Consider the following 19788-nt stretch of genomic DNA (forward strand, 5'->3'; position numbering starts at 1 on the left):
CGCCGCGATGGGAACCGGTCATGTCGGTCAGAGCTTCAGCGTGGCGGCGCGGGCGGCATCGAAGCGGGCGGTGACGTCGGCCCATTCCACCAGGTACCACAGCCGGTCGACGTAGTCCGTGTACGGACGTTGCGGTACTGCAGGTAGTAGGGCACCGGCCCAGCCGATTCCGGTCGAAGCGGCCGGCTTCTCAGTAGCGGGGGTGCGGGCCATCGGGCCAGCTACCGTCGGGCAGCGCTTGATGGGAAATCAAGGAAGCAACATGCCGGTGCATCCGCGATCGGCGTGAAGCCGCAGGTCGGAGCGGGTGAACGCGAGGAGGACCGACGGCCAATCCGCAGCGCGGTTACTGCCATCAAAGATCATCCGTTACCGGATGTTACCGCCGTTACCTGGGGAGATCTCCATCTCCCCAGGTCAACCGGTCGGGACGGCCGGATTTGAACCGACGACCCCTTGACCCCCAGCTTTACAACGATCCTGTCACGCCATGCCAGAACAGCTCGATACATCCGCATACCCGGACACAACGACATTACGCATCACGTCCCAATGCCATCCCATGTCAGCCACTCCCCCACCGGCGGGCGTTCGCCGTTACCGGGTCCGTTACGGCGAACGGTCAAGGACTTGCCCTGCCAGCCCATCCAGACCAAGCCAACCAACTCATCGCGGCCGAAGCGCCGGCCTGGCGGGGACGGTCGCTGCATGGCGCTCTCCACAAGATCCCCACCGCTGGTCCTGCAGCGACTGCATCTGTCCCCAGCCAGCCAAGAGATTTGGATCCCGAAGGGCATCGGCTACAACTCCTGACTGGTCTCCTCTTGGTCGCCGCGGGACTGCATGAGCAGAGACTGCGCGCGTTCGCACGCCGCAGTCAGCTTTTTGAGATCCCTGAGCGTTCGGGCGTCGGGGGCGGCGGTGTCGGCCCCGGCCTCCTCGTCGTCGTCTACGCCCGACTCCATCAGGTCGTCCAATGACTTCAGGAAGGAGAACTCGTCGTCGGGAAGCTTTCTGGCCAGTTTCACCCATTTGGCTTCCTTGGTCGACGCCACCTGCGCGGCGCCGTACACGAGAGAGCGAACGACGTCGCGTGCGGCGCTCTCCACCGCCAGCGCCGTGGACAGCAGCGCGTTGGAGGCGACTTGTTCGGGGGTGGGTGCGTTCTTTGCGTCGAAGCTGCGGTAGAAGGCCCACGGCGGTGCCTCGGGGTCGAGTCTGGCGAGGGCGCGGTGTAGTTCTTCGTATGTCGCCATGGGACGCTCGTCGCTACTAATGGCGCGGCGGTGGCTCCACAGTCGCAGGACCTCGCGGGCACACTCCCTGCGAAGCTCCTCACGCTCGGGGCCCGCTGGTGCGTGCTCCGCACGGGTGATCAGGTCGGCGACATACTGTGCCATCCACCGGCCAAGGGTGTCGTGCGTGTCCAGCGTGGAGGCAAGTTCCCTGCCTAGCGCGAGAACCTGGTCAAAGTTCGACGAACCCGCTGCGGCCGTCGAAGACGACAACTTTGAAATCGGGTTCGGTGTATCTGCTTGCTGGGTCATCTGATTCAGCCTTGTCGCCCGTGGTGGCGGGTCTGCGCCGCTCGATAGTCACTTTGAAGATCACGTTCATGTTCGTGGCATCAGTGAGCAGACGCAGGCTTTCGATTGTCGCGCTGAGCCGCTGACCTTGGCTGCCCGTGGTGTGGCTGGCGTCGCGATCTACAAGATCGCGCCACACGTAGGAGCGCATCATGGCCCGGCCGTCTTGATGCCAGAGCCTCTGGTCGGCGTCTGAGCCCAGATCCAGCCACGCACAGGCCTCACCCGAGGGCCGGGGGCCGGGGTATTTGACGCCGCCGGCCAGCGGATCACGCTCGTCCAGGCCGCCGACCAGGTCCGTCTCCTTGATCCAGCCGAGCAGGCGGTAGCCAGCTACATCGATCTCGCAGTCGTCTCCTGCGGTCGGAACCCGGAAGTCGTAGCTGCTGGCGGACACCTGCCAGGCGGCGAGGAGGTGACTGGAGCGGTTGGGCTCGACGAGGGCGCTTTCTACCGTGACGATCTCGGTGCTGTCGTGGTAGTTCTGCTCGGACCATTCCCAGACGGTGATCATCCCCGGTTCCGCTTCGAAGATCTGGGCGGTGAGGTCTTCCGACGTGACCGGCTGTGTCCAGGCGCCGTCGCGGTATGCCGCGTCGGACAGCGTGCTCCGATCAGCGGGCACCGGGTCGCGGCGATCGGCGAGCCAGCGGCCGTCCGGGCGCGTCGGACGGAATCGCTGAAGCCAATCGGGGAAGCTGTCGAAGCTGTCGGGGTCGTCGCGGGCGGGTCTGGTGTCGATGAGCTGACCGGCCACGGTCATCAGCGCGTGGAAACTCAGATAGAAGTCAAGATCGTGAACAATCGGTGTGTCGTACTTGTGGTAGAACGTCTTCTGCCGGTCGAAGAGTCCCCGGCTCTGGCGCAGGTCCTCGACGCGGCCCTCGCGAACGTCGAGACCCCACAGTGTGGTGATCACGTCGCTGACCATACGTACCGCTTCTGCAGGGTCCATGGCGAAACAGCGCGCGAGCGGCTCGATCCAGTGCTCTTCGAAGTCGAAGTGGAAGCGGTAAGCACCTTCCTGCCGCCCGCGCGACCTTGAGCCGAGAGGCTTGCGGCGTGTTCGGGTCGCTGGGATCTTGCTAATCGGCTTGTTGCGTGCCGCCAGACGGGCGCGTTCGTCGCTGTCCAGGTCGATGAGCCCGTGGCGGTCGAGCGCGTCCAGTACTCGGCACGCGCTCTCTCGCATCAGCACATGGGTGTGCGTGCCGAGTGCCATCCGCCGCAACTGCGCCTCGAAGGGTCGTAGGCTCGCCGGGTTGTCGACGGCGAGCCGTTCCAGGGCCATGAGCAGCCACAACTGGGCATGCTGGTCGTAAAAGGCCATGCGGCTGTCAGCGAACGGCTGCGGGGACGCGGCGTCGGCGAGTTCGGCGAGAGCACCGAGTTCTGCCTCGGCACCCAGCCGACCGAGCAGGCGGACCACATGCGCGGCCAGCCAACGGGTCCGGTCGTCGGGGTCGGCCAGCGCCGACCACACGTACCCGGCGGCGCAGACGCGCAGGTCCTCTGGAGGAGTCAGCTCAGGCCGCCATGGGCCGTCGGCGGTCGCGGGATCGATGAGGTAGTCGAGTTCATCTGCGGCCTGGTCGAAGGCTTCTCGCGCATCGGCGGGTGGCAGCCACTTCGCGGTGTTGTTGACCAGTGCGAAGCAGGCCGCTGAGTCGAGCAGGCCATTTCGCGCGCCGAGTTCCGCCAACGCCGTGTCGTACAAGCCCTGCGCCGGCTGCCCAGTGACACGGTTCAATACTTCGATCGACAAGGACTGGTACCTGCGTGTCAGGATCTCGTCGCAGAACCGACTGACAGCAGTTGTGGCCAGTTCACGGGCGGCGTCTCTCGCCGCACGCGGCAGGCCGGCAGTGTGCTCGAGTTTTTCGAGCAGCTTGCCGTGTGCGTACGCGCCCAGGTGGGGGTTCAGCGCGAAGGTCGTAATAGCTTCGTGCAGGTTGCGTGACGCGGTGGCGAGCACCGCGTCGATGAGGTCGTCGATGTTGAGGTTCCGGTGGCGGTCTAGGCACAGTCGGCGGGCCTGCTCAAGCCCTGCAGCGCAGGTCACGTCGATCGCGGCCAGTTCTGCCAGGTCGGGAGCTCTGCGCGTCTTCCACGTGGAATCGGAGACGCCCCACGACATGCTGTGCCGGTGGGTCGCGGTGTAGTTGTCGACGGGTCGGTCTTTGCGGGCGTCTCGTGCGAAGCCGGTGCCGGACAGGTCTACGGCGTGCCGTCCGGCGAGTTCGTCCAAGTGCTCGAAGTACTCGACGGAATGCCAGTCGATGCGGTCGTAGTCGCCTGCGGTGTCGAAGAGCAACTGTGGGTCGGCCGACCCGGATTCCAGTGCGGTCTGCAGGGCCGCGCGGACGTCGGACGTCTCGGCGAGGGGCAGTAGGGCTAGGCCCGCCAGCGGGGCCTGCTCGGCCAGGCCGTGACCAGGCTCCAGCAGTTGCCGTAACACCAGGTCAGCTTGTCCGAAGTGGCGGCTGCGCCAGCGGGCGGCGATCGCGACCGCAGATCGACGGCTGAAGCACGATACCGTCTGGATGCATTGAGCGTGGTCGGCGGCGTCTTCCAGGTAGGGGCTGAGCGCCTCGAATGTCCTGGCGACCTGGTAGGCCCGTTCGAGGTCCTCCCCGAGGTCACCGGCGCGCCGCGCGAGTGCGTTGATCGCCGCCCAGCGGTCCATGATGTCGTCGCCGATCTTGTCGGCGGTGTCCACCGCACGGCCGAAGTAGGCCTTCGCCTCGGCGCACATGGCCGGACGGATCGCCTTGGCGAGTGCGGCGAACGTGTCGATCTTTTCGCTGGCGGCGACGTGGGCCCCGGTGACCTGCTCGTCCAACCGGCCTGCGACGGCGAAGATGACGTCGTCCATGTGCCGTGACAGGGCGCTGTGCCGGACGACGTCGATCAGCGTCGGCCAGAACATGTAGCCCCAGACGGTCTCCAGCCAGGCACCGTACTTCATGATCAATGTGGGGTAGTGTCGGCGGCTGAGGATCTGCGCCGACAGCCGTGCCACTGACGCCAGCATCAGCCGCGGTGTCTGGTAGTCGCTGACGCTACGGCTGTAGGTGCTCGCGGCAAGCTGTTCGAATTCCTCCTCGACGTCGTCGGGCGAACTGGCGACGCGTGCCCACAGACTCGCCCATGGCAACGACGGCGTGATGTTGCGCTTAAACTCCTCCAGGTCACGGGAGTTCGAGTAATTCTGCTTGTCGAGCTTCTTGACCAGGTCGGGGTGGGCGAGATCTCGGTCGGTGAGCTCGCGGCCCTCTAGGTGTGCCTTGAGCGCGTACGCCTTCAGCAGCACGTCGGGTGACGTCCCGTGTGTCGCCCCGATGCCTCTGGGTGGCACGCTCGGCAGGTAGAGACTCAAGATTTTCCCCAGCTTCGGCGGCTCGGCGACGCCAAGGGACGCCGCAGCCGTCACGAAAGCGATGGCGGCCCACAGGGCATCGAAGTCGCTGCCGAAAGCGTCCGCGCCGTCAGCCACACCGATACGCCCGGAATGCCCCTCGAACATCGCCAGCGCGGCCCGCGCAGCCGAGGCGTCCAGGGGCAGATCGAACTTTCCGGCTTGGCTGAGGGCTGCGAGCTGGATGGGCATGCTGGGCTCGGCGGCCACGATCAGATCGGCTATCTGCTCGACACGACCGGTCTCGATGAGACCGGCCGTCACGATACGTCCCGCCCGGTAGACGACCTCTGCAGGTTGCCAGCCGCCGAGATAGGCGACTGCGGCCTCAATCCCATCAGTGTTGACCAGGCCCAGCGCGACCTGCGCGAGGTCGGACCCATCCAGCCGGTGCTGTCGGCTCAGCGACTCAGGCAGCCTCGACCACCCGTCGATCCACTCTATGGCGCTACGCAGGCGGCTACGCGCAAGATCACGCTGACCGGCAGACGACAGCAGGCATCCCTCGTAGGCCAGGTTCGAACCCGGCCAGTCCTCGCCGAGAGGCCCCCGCGCGACCAACTCGTCCAGTGACTGCGCGTCGAGCAGGTCACCGGCCAGACACGTGTTGGCCTTAACCAGCTCGCGGCGCCGTGTGTGACCCAGTGACAGCGAGCCCGCCTTCAGTGCCAGCCGCACCGCCGCCGCCCGGGCCTTCTGCTTCATCGCGGCCTTGAGCGCGAACTGAACCCGCTGCTGCTCGATCTCGGCCCGCTCAAGCGGGCTCAGCGCGGGCAGGGCCGCACCGTCCACCGCCAGATCTACAAGATCGGCCAGACGTCCGGCCTCCCACAGCAACTGAGGCAACGACGCCGCCGCATACACGTGCCGGTCGGCGAGCGGCCGAAGCCGCTCGAGAAACCCGTCGAGCCGGCGACCCGCCGGTCGGTGGTTTCTACGGAACCACGTCTCGGTCGGCTCGTCGCGAAACTGCACACAGCCGCCCTCTATCAGCAACGGCCGTCCGAGATCGCTGACAAAGCTGTGGACCGCTTCGCTGGGGACGTCGCACAGCTCGGCAATGACCTGCACCGGCACCCGAGGCCGCAGCGCGGCCAGCGCCTCGCAGATGCCGTCGACCTCGCCGGTCGTCATCTTCCGCTCGTCGCGGACCTTCCCGACCGATCTCGCGATCACCGCATCAAGCACCCCGGCCGCGTCCGGCACCCCGGCCAGGGCAAGGGACCGCAGGCAGGCCGGGGCGCTGGACGTGTCGGCCAGCGCCGTGGCCTGCACGCGCGGATTGCCGAAGGTGCGGTGGTGGAACTCCGCCACGTCAGCGTCCGCCGCGTCGGCAAACCGGGCCCGCATGTGGGCACCGCTTTCACCCAGGTCGAACCCACGCAACTCGATCCGCAGCGTGCTTGACGGCGCCTCCAGCGACGCGACTCGCTCGGTGCGCGCGAACATCACCAACCGCACATTGGCCGGCAACTTCTCCCGCAGCAGGTCAGGCACGAACGAACGATGTCCGAACTCCTGCGCTGCAGTGACGGCATTGTCCGCCGCGTCCACCGCGATGACCAGCAGCGCGTCGGGGCGCCGCGCCCCCAGCACAGTCGCGCTGGACGCCACCCGATCAAGGAAGACCCGCATGTAGTCCGCTGCGGTGGCGCTGGCCGAAGGCACCAACGGCTGACAGAGCCCACGAGCGGCGAGTTCGTTCGCGATCTGCAGCACCACCTGCCGGTGCTCGTGCCTCAGCTCGCTGACCAGGCGATAACCGCCGGCACCAAAACAGTCATACGTGACGCATTCAGACCCGTCAGGAAGATGCCTTCCAAGTGACCCAGCCAGCACGGACTTACCGATCCCGCCGACCGCATGTACGACGACCGGCCCCTGAGCCCTCACGATTTGATCAGCGATGGCGCGAAACTGCTCCCGATCCAGTCGGTTCGCGACCGGCGTCAGACGGCAAGGAGCCGGCATAAGCTGGTCCTCACTTGCGCCAAGCGCTACCAGTACGTCTGATCGCCGGATCGAGTTCGAATCCTCCAGCGATGTAGCCCGCCGCGACACGATCTCTTTGAGGCGAAGCGGGGCGTCACCACGCACTCCCGGCAGGTAGTCACCGACCCTGCGCTCGAAGTCCAAGCTCAACGCCGCCAGCCCCAGCTCAGGGCTACCAAGGTCAACCAGACGGCAGAACTCCGCGGCAACCGCGTCGTCCTCGATGCCGAGGTAACCTCGCAACAGTGTCATCTGGGACTTGTGCCGTGGCGCACTGCCCGCCAAAAGGTCTTCCAACGTCTGGCTGACCTTCACGCCGACAGGCCGATTAGACACGAGCCGGAAACTGACCTTGTCCAACAGCGAGGCGTCCGTTTCCCGCAGCTTTGTGAACCGCTCGGCAAAGCCGCTCAGCGTCCCCTTGAGCTCGGACATCGTCCATGCTTCGCCGTCGCGGACAGTGGAGTGCTTCAACTGGCGGTACACCACACGGTCGGCGTCCGGAAGCTGCTCAGACCCGAAGTACTCCGCAATGTCGATAACCTGCTCACCTGCGACGATGCCGTCGTCGCCAGTGAACTCCTCTGCCGACGCCCCTTCGATCGCCACGGCGGTCAGCGGAGCCATCGGCGGCAAGAGCGCTAAGCACCGACGCGCCGCCCAGTGGTAATGGAACTGGTCGCCATCGCGGCTCGTGCGCAGCAGGTCTGTCTTCGCCATGGTCGTCCCAGCCTAGGCCAGGCTGCCGACACTACCGCCTCCCCGGCCGCGACTGAGTTCCCCCTCCCTCGGTTTGATGGAGCGGTGGAAACGAGTAGCCGTCAGGGCTAACCGGATCGCACGCACACCGACCATCGCGAACCACGAGATGTGAGCCACGGCGCAGCATCATGTCCTCAGGCCTCAGCGCGACGAGCTCCGTGCCCACCATCAGCACCGCCGTACGCTTGCCGCTGCGTCGGGCGCACCGCTCGTGAGGAACTCGGCTGCGACCCGGCGCGTGCTCCGCAAGACTGACGGCCGTGCGACCGCGTACCGTCACTGAGCTGACCGACCTCGTGGCCGCCGGCGGCCGGGTAAAGTTCCTGCATTTCTGGGGGCATCAACCGCCACGCGGCGGAGGGGTCGGTGCCGGCTGTCTGAGTCAGTGGTGGCCAGCCGCGTTTACCGTCGACGGGCACACGTTCGGCACCGCCGAGCATTACATGATGTGGGCCAAGGCGATGCTGTTCGGCGACAACGTCGTCGCCGAGCAGATCCTGACCGCGTCCCACCCGCATTGGGCCAAGACCCTGGGACGGCAGGTCCGAGGCTTCGACGAAGCCGTCTGGGAGGCCCACCGGTACACCATCGTGGTCGACGGCAACCTCGCCAAGTTCGGCCAACACCCCGAGCTGCGCGCCTACCTGCTCGGCACCGGCACCCGGGTCCTGGTCGAGACCAGCCCCACCGACCGGATCTGGGGCATCGGACTCGCAGCCGACGACCCCCACGTCAGCGACCCCGCCCGCTGGCAAGGGCTCAACCTGCTCGGCTTCGCTCTCATGGACACCCGGGATCGGCTACGCCAGGACGTCACCAACGGCGAGTGCTGCTGAACTCGGTACCGATGGTCTCTGCCGTCCAGAAGAGCACCCGGGTATGCCGACGTAGATGGCCGGCACGACCTTGCGGGTGACCATCAGGCCCTGCACATCCCAAGTCCGGTCCGGCCGTTCTATCCCATTGGGCAACGACGGTAGCTGCTGAGGCGTGGATCAGGTCGGCGTTCGCGAAGACCCTGTCGATGCAGCCGTTCGGTTCGTGAACTCGTCGATCAGTGGACACCTGTGTCAGTGCGGCCCCGCCCGGCGCTCGGTCAGCACCTGTCGCGCTATCGCGGCCAGGCTCGTCGGATCGGGTGATGCCGCCGTGACCGTGGCGGGCGCGTCACCGAGCCGGGGATGGGATCCGCACCGCGCAGCAGACGCAGCAACTCCGGACCCGCGCAAGGATCCCCTCGCAGCCCAGGGCCGTCGCGACCGCGCCGGGCCGCCAGCGGATCGATCCGATAGCAGCCGATGCTCTGAGACAGGGAGATGTGCTGCGCTGTTCGCCCCACTGCCAGCGGTCGCTACAACCAATGCGAGCCGTCAATTTGAGGTTGTTGGAAACGATGCCCGGCGGTACAACGGTTGGCGAAATCGTGCTGCGTACAAGGAGATGTGTAGGGGTGTTCACCCAGCCGAAAGGCCAAACGCTGACCGCGGAGCAGGCAGTGGCGCTGGATGACGAGTTCTTCGGATCCCGACCGCTGGCGCATATGGCTGCTCGAATAGCCTCGCTGCTAACGTCCGCCGACGTGCCAGCGGCCGGCCAGTCGAACCGCCTGGCGACGTGCATCGCCGGGTTGGGCGCCGGTCACGAGTCGGATGCCGCATCGTTTACCGACGCTGACCGTGACCTACATGTGGCCACCGAGGCGTTCGCCGCCCGCCACCACGCCGCCGAGACTCTAGTGCGGCTCTACCACGCACTGGCGGTGGCACCCTCACCGGCTGGCGCGCCACGTTGTGTGTGGAGCGCGCTGTGTGACGGCCCGACCCAGACCGCGACCCTCGTTGATCAGGCTTCCGCACACCTGTCGAGCGATGATGGCCATGCCACCTTCTGGAAGCTGGTGCTACCAGCCTCCGCTGCGCAAACCAGCCCGCCGGATGAAGCAAACACGACCGCCCTCAACGTCATGGCGGCCTGGTTGCAGCGAGCAATGCTTCTACTACTCCCTAGCGAGCCCATTGATCTCAACGCCGCCTACAACAAGATCAAGCACGGAATGGCAGTTCGCGCTCGCAACGACCTGTTGGCGATATTCACCAAGAACGGCCCGGACCCGGATGAGACGATGTCCCTCAGCGCTCTGACCGGCTCAGGCACCCACAGCCTGATCGACGGATTGTCGGTGGCGCATTTATCACGTCCGAGGGCCGCAGGCCGCAAGCAGGGCTTGGAAATGACGACCCTGAACCTTCCGCCTGCGGCGCTGCTGGCCGAAACCTGGATGCTCGCCCGCACTCATGCCGCCATGTTCCACATCGCGGCCGAGCGTCATTTCGCCGGCCGTCGCACCGCGCCGCATCCGGCGCCGGAGCCTCTGCTGGGTCCTACGCCCGACGAACTGCTCGGTGACCCGGTCGTGGGCATACGGCATCCAGTGACCACACCGCCCGGCGGCGGCGCTCCCGATCGCCAGCCTGGTATCGCCCTCCGCACCTCTTTCATTCCGCTCGTCATTCATTTCGACCAGAAGAGCACCGCGACCGTGGTGGATGGCTGACTCCTGCCGTTCGCGGCGATGGCGGTCGGGCCACGCTGTCAGGCGGGGAAGGTTGTGCCATGCCGGCGACAACGGCAGATTCCGACCCCCCGCGTCGGCGACTCGACGAGCCCGACGGCAGCGTGTCTGGGGCCCAGCAAGCCTCGCTTTTGGCCGTCCTGTAAGGAGGGGCGGGCATACTGCTGGCATGCGTGACGGCCTGCATGGACCGATCGTCATCACCGTTGGGGAGTCCGTCCAGCTTCTCGCGGCGGTCAGCGGCGGCGATGCTGTGCACCTCGTACGACGGCAGAAGCCGACGGTGCCGGGGCGTGGTGCCGTACCTGACCACTACCTCACGGGCGGAGACAGCGAGCGGGATGCAGTCGGGCGGCGGTATGACGTCGAGCCGCTGCGGGAGCCGATCTGGGAGCACACGACGATGTGCGGCCGGGCCTGGGCGCTAATGGTCGGCGGTGACGGCGGCACGCTGAGCAGGTACCGGGAGCCGGCGTTCGCGCCGACGTGCCGACGGTGTCTCACGTTGATGGACCGTCTGTTCCCCGCGCCAGCGGTCGACCGCAGAGTCCCGGTCGTCGCGCAGAAGGTCGCCGACGTGGTGCGTGAGCACGGCTACGCGGAGGTTCGGGAGGTGCCCGGTGACCAGCTTGCCGCCCTCCGGAAGGAGATCCGCTCGCTGATCAGGCAGCAGACGGGCCAACCAGCCCAGACACTCGTTCACCGCGTTGCCGGGTCCGTTACGGCGAGCGGTCAAGGAGCCGCCCGCGGGTTGTAGCCGCGACGAGCAGGGCACTGCCGGCATCGATGAGCAACCCTGTACTTAGCTGGTCATTCTGCCGCCGTGCGCGCGCCCGCTCTTGGCCGCTCACCGCGCCTACCGCCTCGCTGAAGGCGCCAATCGGCCGGCGCCGTGTTCCGGTACCCGACCGCCAGCAGGACCCGCCCCGGCAACACGGGCCTCGGACCTGACCACTCCAACACCTCGACCACCCGCCACAACCTCCTCACTGGCGCAGGCGGACGAACACTAACAACGGCCAGTGACTACGTTCGGCCAGGTGGCAAAGAACTCGCACCGATCGAATACGCGCTCCTGCCAGTCGACTGCGGTGCCTGCATCGGAAGCTCCGAGGCCGGTAGCGTGATGCGGGTGGAGCCGCGCACCCGAGCACTACCGAGGTCTGACCTTGGGGCGATCTTCGGTGTGCTCGTCATCGTGCATGGCCATCTCCTGGCCGGCGAGCTTCCGCCGGACCTGGTACGTCGCCTGGTCGATCGGCTCACCGACCACGGGCCGTTGCCTGAAGGTGCTTCGGCCGGTGAACTGAACGCCCTACTGGCCGACCTCTGCCAGCGCATGCACTGGGCGATGGCGGAGGAATACGGCGACTACCCCGAGCCGATGCCGCGCCGAACCATCTACTACCTCGAAGTCCCCGACGAGGCAGTCGATGCCTGCGTAGCGGCACTGGCCGTTCTCGGTGGTGAGGTCAGCCTCCAACCGATCGAAGACGGGACCCGCTCGAACGGCCGGCAGATAGCGGCCGCATTTTCCGATCTGCCACCCGATCCCAGCCACCATGCCCGGGTCGCCCAACTGTCATCGCTGGCTAGTCGCTGCGGAGGCCATTATTCAGGCTTCGGTGCCTGACGCACCGCAGCGCAGAGGCAACGCTGGCACACCGACGAGCAATCCTTGGTAACGGCGGCGGCTGCAGCAGGACGAGTGCGGCGCACTCAAGTACGCGCTCCTGCCGGTCGCGATGTGCGGGTTTCGTCTGGCGGAGCGTGCAGGGGCGGCCACATCGAGCGTTACCAGCCGCTCGCCGCCCGGTAGCAGGGGTCGACTAGCGCGTCGGTGCCGTGGGCGGGCGGTCGCGATGCCGACGAGCCGGGATCGAGCCGATGACCGACCGCCGATGATCGGCCTCCCGGTTGGCATCGGCAGCCATCCCGCCTTTACCCGTTCGAGGCGCTACCCTCGACGCATGGGCGTCACCCCGACCCGTTCCGCCCGGCGGTATCTATCCCGGCCGGGCCGTTCCGCCGTGGTCGTAGACGATCTTGCCGCCCTGCACGGGCCGACCAGCGGTGTCGTGGAGCTACCCCACCGGCTGCTCTGGCGGCCAGACCGCCGCGTCGACCTAGACCAGGAATGGGCGCGTAACGCCCTGTACGAGATCGTGCTGACCGAAGCGGTGCGGGTTGATGAACTCTGCGCCTGGCTCGACGGCCCGACCCTGATCCGGGTATGGAACGACCTCTACCTGCCGCGGGGTGTCCGCCACGCGTGGGAGGACCGGCATACTGTGCTGCGCCAGATTTCGGCCGCAGCCTGATGCCCCACCCCGACCCAGAGCACGTCGAGATCGCACGCATCGCGCTCTCCGTGGCCAAGCAGCACGGATTCGCCCTCGGCGGAGGGCTGGCCTTGCTCCTGCACGGAATCGTCGACCGGCCGACCGAGGACATCGACGCCTTCACCGACCGCGCCGACGGAGTCGCCGCAGCGGCCGAGGCCGTGCAGACGGCGTTGCTCGAAGCTGGTTTCCAGGTGACACCGGTCGCCGACGACAGCGAGCTGTCGGCGATGATCTACGGCTTTGACGACCACATGACGGAATGGGAGATCCGACGGGGCAACAAGGTGGTCCGGCTGAGCCTGTCCTGTCAGGCGCGGCTGCATGCTCCGGTGGTGATGGATGTCGGCCCGGTCATGGACCTGGCCGACCTGCTCGCTTGGAAAGTCACCGCGCTCGTCGGACGAGCCCGCGAGCGTGACTACGTTGATGTGGCCGCGGTGCTTGACCAGTACACGCCGGCCCAGCTGCTGGCCATGGCCCGCCGCGTTGACCCCGGACTTGAGGCCGAGGACGTTCCAGCGGTGGGCCGGCGCCTGGACAGGATGCCCGACGAGGCATTTGTGCCATACCAGCTCACTCGCGCCGACGTTGAACAGCTGCGGCGACGCTTCGCAGCCTGGCCCCGCTGATCAACCGGGCCCACAGAGGGGCAGGGGCTCAGCCGTCCCATCGCTCTGGAACCGTAATGACTCCGACGGATGACCGACGGCGCGCCGGCTCAAACCGTGCGCGCCGTCGGTCTCTTGATGTTGTCGGCGCACCAACCAGGTCGATCCCGGGCCGTACAGGGGGTTCCCCCCTCTCGGGCTCTCAGCCTGGCTCGGGCGGGTCGACTACTCGATGGCAAGCAGCTTGAGAATCGCCGGTACGGGCACCAGGTACCGCCGGCCGACGCGCAGAAGGCGTACCGGGAACTCGTTGGTCTTTGCCAGCTCGTAGGCCTTGGTGCGCCCGATTCCCAGGATCGCTCCAGCGGTCTCCACGTCGGTGGTGACGCCGAGCTCCCGCACCGCCTCGATCGTCCAGACCTGGTCCAGCGCCTGGCCCGGGTTGCGCCCGCCAGTTGTGGTGGTTGACATCGTCCGCGCCCTCCCCTGAGGTCGTGAGCACGCCGGTACCGGCGTCAGCCCTCACGATGCGATCGACCGGTTACTCGGCGCGTTGCCAACTGAGAGCAACCGCCCCGGGTAACGGCAACGGCCACAGCGGCTGGTTACCGTGCCGATGCCCGGGGCTTCGGGCCGCCATCTCGCCGGGAACGTGTGCCCCAGCACTGGGGCCGGGCGTGACCCAGCTGGTGGCCTAACGGTCCTTCGGCGACCAGGTCGCTGCGTCGCCGAGCACCGCCTCCATGAGCTCGGCAGCCTTACGCTCGCTCTCCGGCAACACGTGGGTGTAGACCTCGCGCGTCGTGCGGCTGTCGGCGTGGCCGAGCCGCCGCTGCATGACGTGCTCCGGCACACCGGCGTCAGCGCCGGTGGTAGCGGAGGCGTGACGGGCGTCGTGCAGCGCGATCACGGGCACCCCAGCATCCGCGCACGCCTTCGCCCACTGGTCGGTGAAGTACTTCGGGTAGTACGGCTCTCCGTCCTCCCGGCAGAACAGGTAGCCACCGTCGTGGTACAGGACCCCGGCGTTTGCTTTCTCCGCCTCCTGGCGCTCCTGGTGGGCGCGCAGTTCCGCAACCAGGGCTGGCCCGAGCGCTACTGCCCGCTTGCTCTTGCCCTTGGGCGCTTTCTCCACCACCCCGTTGCTGGTCGTGGTGCGTTGCCAGTGCAGCAGCAGCACGCCGCGATCGAGATCCACGCGCGGCCACTTGAGGCCCGCCAGCTCCCCCCGCCTCGCACCGACGACGATCGCCAGCACCCAGGCCGCCCGAAGTCGGTGGTCGGCGTGGTACTTGAGGAACTTGGCCGACTGCGCCGGCGTCCAAACGCCCTTGCGCCCCATCGTCTCCTTCTCGGCCTGCCGGGGCTGCCGTACGCCCTCGACATTGACCCCCAGGTCACCCAGCGCCTTCATGAGGATCCGGTGCACGATACGGACGGTGGTCGGCGACAGCGGCCCGTCGTTCTTGCCGCCACACTTCAGCAGCTTCTTGTACAGCTCGTGGATCACCCGCTTGTCGAGGGCGTAGAGCTGCCGCCCACCGATGTGCGGAACCACGTAGCAGCGGATGACGTCCCGGTAGTTGCTGAGCGTCGTCTCCTGGACGTCCAGTTCCCGCTCGTTGAGCCAGCTTTCCAGCTCTGCGGCGACGCTGCCGTCGGCACCGAGGTCCGCTCCGCCGTAGGCGGCACGCGCGTCCTGTTCGGCCTTCAGCGCGGCGGCCTGGTTGGGGAATCCTTGCCGCTTGTGCTGGCGGCGGCGCCCATTGGCGTCGGGCGGGAGATCGATGATGAAGAACCAGCGGGTCTGGCCGTTGGCGAGGCGGTAGTTGTAGACAGCCATGGGGCTGCACCTCCGCGGTAACGGGATCGGGGGGCCAGTGCCCACGCTAAGCGATCTCCGTTACCGCGGACGTTACCGCAAGATCACACGTGATCTTCTATATCCGCTGGTCAGAACCAGTCGGGACGGCCGGATTTGAACCGACGACCCCTTGTTACCAACCGTAGCCGTCTCGAGCTTGTCATCGATTGCCAAAAGTAGGCATTGAGCTGCACAGACACGACCGGGCGATGATCGCTTCCTGTCACTGTTCGTCAGCATCGAGCCAGGGTTTTCGGGGGGTAAACGGGGGCTACCGCCAGGACGATTCCAAGCATCACCACACCCACTCCCCCACTACAGGGGTGCACCCCCGCCGATTAGACGACCAACTTGCACCTACCCATTGCGATACGCTTGCCGCACACGTGGGGTTTGTGTCGGTTGATCGACACGAACCGATACACGGACTGCGCTTTCTCGGCGCCATCCCACTCGGCTGACAGCCACCCTAACTGGAAGGGATGGGGTCCCGGGCTGGCAATCGGGGCCCTGTTCTGGCACCGGAGCCCTTCACCTGTTACGCCAATAGGTCGGGCGTCCACACTTCCAAGCGGGCACCACCACTTCGTTCCACCCTGAGCCCCGTCACTACCCAACCGCAGAACTCAGCCATCCAGCGCCCCGCACCGGACCAGGTGCGCAGCGTTCGAGCCGGTTGCCGGCGTGGCGGCAGCGTCCTTGGCCGGGGCATTGGCGAGCTTGAGGACCGGGGCGGGGTGGTCGACCTCGGAGCCGTCAGTGCCGGGTTCCTCGATCCACCGCACGACCTCGCCGGTGTATGCATGCAGCGCCTTGAAGATCATCGTTTCGACCTCGGGCAGCGGGCCGGGGGTACGGCGGACTGGCCACGTCAGTCGTACGCGGCTACGCACGCGAACCCGTACGCTGACCCATCCTTGTGGATCAGCCGACGCAGCGCCGATGGCAGTGCAACAATGCTCACCGCAGGGGCTGTCGTTCGCGGTGTTCGCTGGCCCCGTCCTGCTGATGGTCGGCTTCGCCGTGATCATGGTCGTGTTGGCCCGATGACCCTTCGCCGACCCGTGGCAGGCATCCGCCGACCGGCGCCAAGGCCGCCCGGCCGTTCGAGTAGCCCTGGCTCCAGCCGGCCGGGCCTCGGCCAGGTCGTAGAACTCGCCGCCGTTAGCCGGGTCTTCGCGGCAGAATCGCCCGCCCCCGCCTGTGCCGTACTCTGGCACGGGATTGCCACAGCTCGTCGTTTTGACAGGTCGGCGACGCGCTGGCGGATCCGGACACGGAGGTATCAGGGTGACCGATGACGCGGGCATCACCGCGTGGGCGCTCGCGGCGGGCCGTGGAGACCGGGAGGCGGCCGCCCGGTTCATCGGCGCGACTCAGCACCGTGTGCGTCGCTTCCTCGCCGCGCTGACCTCTTCGTTCGAGGCCGACGACCTGGCCCAGGAGACCTATCTGCGGGCGATGCGCTCGCTGCCGTCGTTCGCTGCGCGCTCGTCGGCCCTGACGTGGCTGCTCGGTATCGCGCGGCGGGTCGCCGTCGACCATGTCCGGGCGGCGTCGGCCCGGCCCCGTACGGTGCCGATGTCGGACTCGTACGACACCCCCGACGCTTGGCGCAGTGGTTTCGACCGGCAGGTGGTGTTGGAGCGCTTGATCGCGGCGCTGCCTGCGGAGCGGCGAGAGGCGTTCGTCGCCACACAGATCCTTGGGCTGTCCTACGCCGAGGCGGCCGAGGTGTGCGGTTGTCCGGTCGGCACGATCCGCTCCCGGGTGGCCCGGGCCCGCGAGGACCTCGTTGCCGCCATGCATACCAAGCCGGCCAGGCGGCGGCAGAAACCGAGCGACGCCGCGGGCTGAACTGGGCCCGACCTACGGCGGCGTGACCAGGGACGCATTGCGTCCTGGAACCAATCCGGCCGTGGCAGCGACTACCGGTACATGGGGTGTGAGCAGTGGCGTGAGGTTCTGTCGGCGCAACTGGACGGTGAGGCGACCGCCGCCGAACAGGCCGGAGCCGACGCACACCTTGACGAGTGCGCCGGCTGCCGCACCTGGCTCGACCAGGCTGCGGCGATAACGCGGCGATCGCGGCTGAGGGCCACCGCCCCAGGACCAGACCTGGCCGAAACCATCCTGGCCGCGCTGCCCGCGCCTGCACCCTCCCACCACGGTCTCGGCAAGCGGGTCGTGCTCACCCTGCGGGGCCTGCTCGGACTCCTCGGCGCCCTGCAACTGGTACTGGGGTTGGCGCAAATCGGCCGGGGACCGGCTGGCGGGCACGACCACACCGGTGTGCTCGCCTCGGGGCATCTGTGGCACGAGTCGGCGGCGTGGAACGTCGCGGTCGGTGCCGGATTCCTGTTCGTGGCGGCGCGGCGTACCCGGCCGACCGGGCTGGTGCCCATGTTGAGCGCGTTCGTGGGCACGCTGGTGCTGCTGTCGGTCAACGACCTGGTCACCGGCCGGGTCGACACCGCCCGGCTGGTCAGCCACGGGTTCCTCCTCGCGGGATACGCGATCGTGGTGGCGCTGTCGCGGCCCCGCCTGCGCCCCGAGAGGCCACCGGCCCGGGGCCGCGGCGACCGGTCGAGCTGGCGCCTGAGCATCGACGACGCCGCGGAGCCGGCCGCGGCCCCGCTGCGGGTGGTCCCGCCGTACTCGGGCTCAGCGCAGACTCGCGGCTCCCGGGCGGCCTGACCCACACCAGCCGAAGACTGGTGACAATGGTCACTTTTGTGCTGGAACTTTCCTTTTGTCTCGCCCGACCAACATGTCGAACCCCCATCAGCGAAGGGAACCTTCCATGTCCCGCACCACCGTCGTCGGCGCGCCTCGTCGCCCGGTCATGCTGCTCGCCGCCGCCGCGGCATCCCTCACGGTCGGCGTCGCTGCCTGCGGCTCGTCTGACCAGCCGTCAGCGGAGTCGAGCCCGTCGGCGTCGGCGTCGGCGAGTGCCGCGACGGAGATGCTCGGCATCCGGGACCCGTGGGTGAAGGCCGCCGACCATGGCATGAGCGCGGCATTCGGCACCCTGGTGAACGACGGCGACACCGATGTGACGGTCACCGCGGTGGCCACCGACGTGTCGCCGATGGAGCTGCACGAGATGTCCATGAAGGACGGGAAGATGGTCATGCAGCCCAAGCAGGGCGGCATCGTGGTCAAGGCGAAGAGCACCCACGTGCTGGAGCCCGGTGGCGACCACCTGATGATGATGGACCTGAAGCAGCCGGTGAAGGCTGGCGACGAGCTGACCTTCACGCTCACCTTCGCTGACGGCCGCACGCAGGCGTTCACCGCCGTGGCCAAGCCGTTCACCGGCGCGCAGGAAACCTACGAGCCCGGCCACGGCCACGACCAGCCGACGCCGGACACGAGCCCGAGCCCGGCGGCATGACCAGTCGCCCCACCAGCCGCCCGGTGAGCAGGCGCGGCCTGCTCACCGGCGGTGCCCTCACCGCCGGTGCGCTCGCGGGCGCCGCCGCCGTCACCGCCGCCCGGACCGACGAACCCACCACGCGGCCGGGCGAAGCGGTCCCGGTCGCCGCGGTCGGCACCGCGGTCGAGCCGTTCCACGGCGCGCGGCAGGGCGGCGTGGCCACCGCCCCGCAGGCGCACGCGGCGTTCGTCGCGTTCACCCTCAAACCCGGCACCGACCGGGCCGCCTTGGGGCGGATGTTGCGCCTGCTCTCCGACGACGCCGCCCGCCTCACCCAGGGCCGCCCGGCGCTGGCCGACACCGAACCCGAACTCGGGCTGCTGCCCGCGCGGCTGACCGTCACCTTCGGCTTCGGCCCCGGCCTCTACACCGCCGCCGGCCTCAACGACCGGCGGCCACCATCGGTAGCCGACCTACCGTCGTTCCGGATCGACCGGCTGCAGGCTCGCTGGTCCGGTGGAGATCTGCTGCTGCAGATCTGCGCCGACGACCCGCTCACCGTCGCTCATGCCCAGCGGGTGCTGGTCAAGGACAGCCGTCCGTTCGCCACCGTCCGGTGGGTGCAGCAGGGCTTCCGCCGCGCTGCGGGCGCCGAACCCGGCCACACGCAGCGGAACCTGTTCGGCCAACTGGACGGCACCGCCAATCCCAAGCCGGGCGGGCCGCTGGAGACCGCCGTGTGGGTGCCCGACGGGCCGGCCTGGCTGCGGGACAGCACCACTCTGGTCGTCCGCCGCATCAGCATGAACCTAGAAACCTGGGACCTGCTCGGCCGGGCCGAGCGGGAACTCGCGATCGGCCGGCGCCTCGACACCGGCGCCCCGCTCACCGGCACCGCCGAACACGACCGGCCCGACTTCGCCGCAACCGGCCCGGACGGGCTCACCGTCATCCCCGACTTCTCCCACCTCACCCGCTCGCACGTCACCGACGACCGGCACATGATCCTGCGCCGCCCCTACAACTACGACGGCACACCGACTGCCGAGGGCCACGCCGACAGCGGACTGATCTTCGCCTCCTACCAGGCCGACATCACCCACCAGTTCCTGCCCATCCAACAGCGCCTGGCCGAACAGGACCTGCTCAACGAGTGGACCACCCCGATCGGCGCCGCCGTCTTCGCCATCCCACCCGGCTGCCAAGACGGCGGCTGGATCGGCCAGCAACTGCTCGACTGACCACCATCAACCAAAGGAAAG

16 protein-coding genes are annotated in these 19788 nt (G+C 67.7%); 10 read left to right on the plus strand and 6 right to left on the minus strand.

What is annotated here, in order from left to right:
- Window positions 1-27: 27 nt before the first annotated feature.
- From ACNAVT_RS26555 to ACNAVT_RS26565, 3 genes are all read right to left on the minus strand, one after another.
- Window positions 28-213 carry a hypothetical protein gene (locus tag ACNAVT_RS26555; protein ID WP_416300088.1) on the minus strand — a complete coding sequence of 62 codons (186 nt, stop codon included), beginning with the start codon at window positions 211-213 and terminating at the stop codon, window positions 28-30.
- A gap of 587 nt (window positions 214-800) precedes the next feature.
- Window positions 801-1400: a hypothetical protein gene (locus tag ACNAVT_RS26560; protein WP_416300089.1), complete on the minus strand. Its 600-nt coding sequence runs from the start codon at window positions 1398-1400 to the stop codon at window positions 801-803.
- Between the two features lie 67 nt (window positions 1401-1467).
- Complete coding sequence (locus ACNAVT_RS26565) at window positions 1468-7716, minus strand: hypothetical protein (RefSeq protein WP_416300091.1); 6249 nt, start codon at window positions 7714-7716, stop codon at window positions 1468-1470.
- A gap of 293 nt (window positions 7717-8009) precedes the next feature.
- Between ACNAVT_RS26565 and ACNAVT_RS26570 the strand changes: the two genes are divergently transcribed.
- The 6 genes from ACNAVT_RS26570 (at window position 8010) to ACNAVT_RS26595 (ending at window position 13304) form a co-directional block, all read left to right on the plus strand.
- On the plus strand, window positions 8010-8594 hold the full coding sequence (locus tag ACNAVT_RS26570; protein ID WP_416300162.1) for an NADAR family protein: 585 nt from the start codon (window positions 8010-8012) through the stop codon (window positions 8592-8594).
- Window positions 8595-9208: 614 nt separating this feature from the next.
- A complete protein-coding gene (locus tag ACNAVT_RS26575; protein WP_416300093.1) occupies window positions 9209-10312 on the plus strand; it encodes a hypothetical protein in 1104 nt (367 codons plus the stop codon).
- 187 nt (window positions 10313-10499) lie between these two features.
- On the plus strand, window positions 10500-11087 hold the full coding sequence (locus ACNAVT_RS26580) for a hypothetical protein (RefSeq protein ID WP_416300095.1): 588 nt from the start codon (window positions 10500-10502) through the stop codon (window positions 11085-11087).
- Window positions 11088-11462: 375 nt separating this feature from the next.
- Window positions 11463-11963 (plus strand): hypothetical protein, encoded by a 501-nt coding sequence (locus ACNAVT_RS26585; protein WP_416300097.1) that lies wholly within the window; start codon window positions 11463-11465, stop codon window positions 11961-11963.
- Window positions 11964-12300: 337 nt separating this feature from the next.
- Window positions 12301-12651 carry a hypothetical protein gene (locus ACNAVT_RS26590; protein ID WP_416300099.1) on the plus strand — a complete coding sequence of 117 codons (351 nt, stop codon included), beginning with the start codon at window positions 12301-12303 and terminating at the stop codon, window positions 12649-12651.
- A gap of 50 nt (window positions 12652-12701) precedes the next feature.
- The gene (locus ACNAVT_RS26595; RefSeq protein WP_416300101.1) at window positions 12702-13304 is read left to right on the plus strand and encodes a nucleotidyl transferase AbiEii/AbiGii toxin family protein; all 603 of its coding nucleotides are present in this window, start codon (window positions 12702-12704) and stop codon (window positions 13302-13304) included.
- A 204-nt stretch (window positions 13305-13508) separates the two neighbouring features.
- Here the strand turns inward: ACNAVT_RS26595 and ACNAVT_RS26600 are convergent, their stop codons facing one another.
- The 3 genes from ACNAVT_RS26600 to ACNAVT_RS26610 all read right to left on the minus strand — a co-directional run bounded on the left by ACNAVT_RS26600 (window position 13509) and on the right by ACNAVT_RS26610 (window position 16040).
- On the minus strand, window positions 13509-13754 hold the full coding sequence (locus tag ACNAVT_RS26600) for a helix-turn-helix domain-containing protein (protein ID WP_120330999.1): 246 nt from the start codon (window positions 13752-13754) through the stop codon (window positions 13509-13511).
- 223 nt (window positions 13755-13977) lie between these two features.
- The gene (locus ACNAVT_RS26605; RefSeq protein WP_416300103.1) at window positions 13978-15126 is read right to left on the minus strand and encodes a tyrosine-type recombinase/integrase; all 1149 of its coding nucleotides are present in this window, start codon (window positions 15124-15126) and stop codon (window positions 13978-13980) included.
- Between the two features lie 647 nt (window positions 15127-15773).
- Complete coding sequence (locus tag ACNAVT_RS26610) at window positions 15774-16040, minus strand: DUF1775 domain-containing protein (protein ID WP_416300105.1); 267 nt, start codon at window positions 16038-16040, stop codon at window positions 15774-15776.
- A 397-nt stretch (window positions 16041-16437) separates the two neighbouring features.
- Between ACNAVT_RS26610 and ACNAVT_RS26615 the strand changes: the two genes are divergently transcribed.
- From ACNAVT_RS26615 to ACNAVT_RS26630, 4 genes are all read left to right on the plus strand, one after another.
- Window positions 16438-17004 (plus strand): sigma-70 family RNA polymerase sigma factor, encoded by a 567-nt coding sequence (locus tag ACNAVT_RS26615; protein ID WP_416300106.1) that lies wholly within the window; start codon window positions 16438-16440, stop codon window positions 17002-17004.
- 81 nt (window positions 17005-17085) lie between these two features.
- Entirely contained in the window at window positions 17086-17844 is a 759-nt protein-coding gene (locus ACNAVT_RS26620; RefSeq protein WP_416300108.1) for a zf-HC2 domain-containing protein, read from the plus strand.
- Between the two features lie 106 nt (window positions 17845-17950).
- Window positions 17951-18544 carry a copper chaperone PCu(A)C gene (locus ACNAVT_RS26625; RefSeq protein ID WP_416300110.1) on the plus strand — a complete coding sequence of 198 codons (594 nt, stop codon included), beginning with the start codon at window positions 17951-17953 and terminating at the stop codon, window positions 18542-18544.
- Entirely contained in the window at window positions 18541-19767 is a 1227-nt protein-coding gene (locus ACNAVT_RS26630) for a Dyp-type peroxidase (RefSeq protein ID WP_416300111.1), read from the plus strand. Before ACNAVT_RS26625 ends, ACNAVT_RS26630 begins: the two co-directional genes overlap by 4 nt.
- Window positions 19768-19788: the final 21 nt, after the last annotated feature.

Origin of the sequence: Micromonospora sp. SL4-19 (genome assembly GCF_047921475.1) — a bacterium.
In the GTDB taxonomy this organism is placed as follows: Bacteria; Actinomycetota; Actinomycetes; order Mycobacteriales; family Micromonosporaceae; genus Micromonospora.

What these genes read in the sequence shown, in the direction of transcription:
- ACNAVT_RS26620 (WP_416300108.1), top strand. Translation starts at nt 17,086, where the DNA reads ATGGGGTGTGAGCAGTGGCGTGAGGTTCTGTCGGCGCAACTGGACGGT.
- ACNAVT_RS26630 (WP_416300111.1), top strand. Translation starts at nt 18,541, where the DNA reads ATGACCAGTCGCCCCACCAGCCGCCCGGTGAGCAGGCGCGGCCTGCTC.
- ACNAVT_RS26590 (WP_416300099.1), top strand. Translation starts at nt 12,301, where the DNA reads ATGGGCGTCACCCCGACCCGTTCCGCCCGGCGGTATCTATCCCGGCCG.
- ACNAVT_RS26625 (WP_416300110.1), top strand. Translation starts at nt 17,951, where the DNA reads ATGTCCCGCACCACCGTCGTCGGCGCGCCTCGTCGCCCGGTCATGCTG.
- ACNAVT_RS26580 (WP_416300095.1), top strand. Translation starts at nt 10,500, where the DNA reads ATGCGTGACGGCCTGCATGGACCGATCGTCATCACCGTTGGGGAGTCC.
- ACNAVT_RS26560 (WP_416300089.1), bottom strand. Translation starts at nt 1,400, where the DNA reads ATGGCACAGTATGTCGCCGACCTGATCACCCGTGCGGAGCACGCACCA.
- ACNAVT_RS26555 (WP_416300088.1), bottom strand. Translation starts at nt 213, where the DNA reads ATGGCCCGCACCCCCGCTACTGAGAAGCCGGCCGCTTCGACCGGAATC.
- ACNAVT_RS26605 (WP_416300103.1), bottom strand. Translation starts at nt 15,126, where the DNA reads ATGGCTGTCTACAACTACCGCCTCGCCAACGGCCAGACCCGCTGGTTC.
- ACNAVT_RS26600 (WP_120330999.1), bottom strand. Translation starts at nt 13,754, where the DNA reads ATGTCAACCACCACAACTGGCGGGCGCAACCCGGGCCAGGCGCTGGAC.
- ACNAVT_RS26565 (WP_416300091.1), bottom strand. Translation starts at nt 7,716, where the DNA reads ATGGCGAAGACAGACCTGCTGCGCACGAGCCGCGATGGCGACCAGTTC.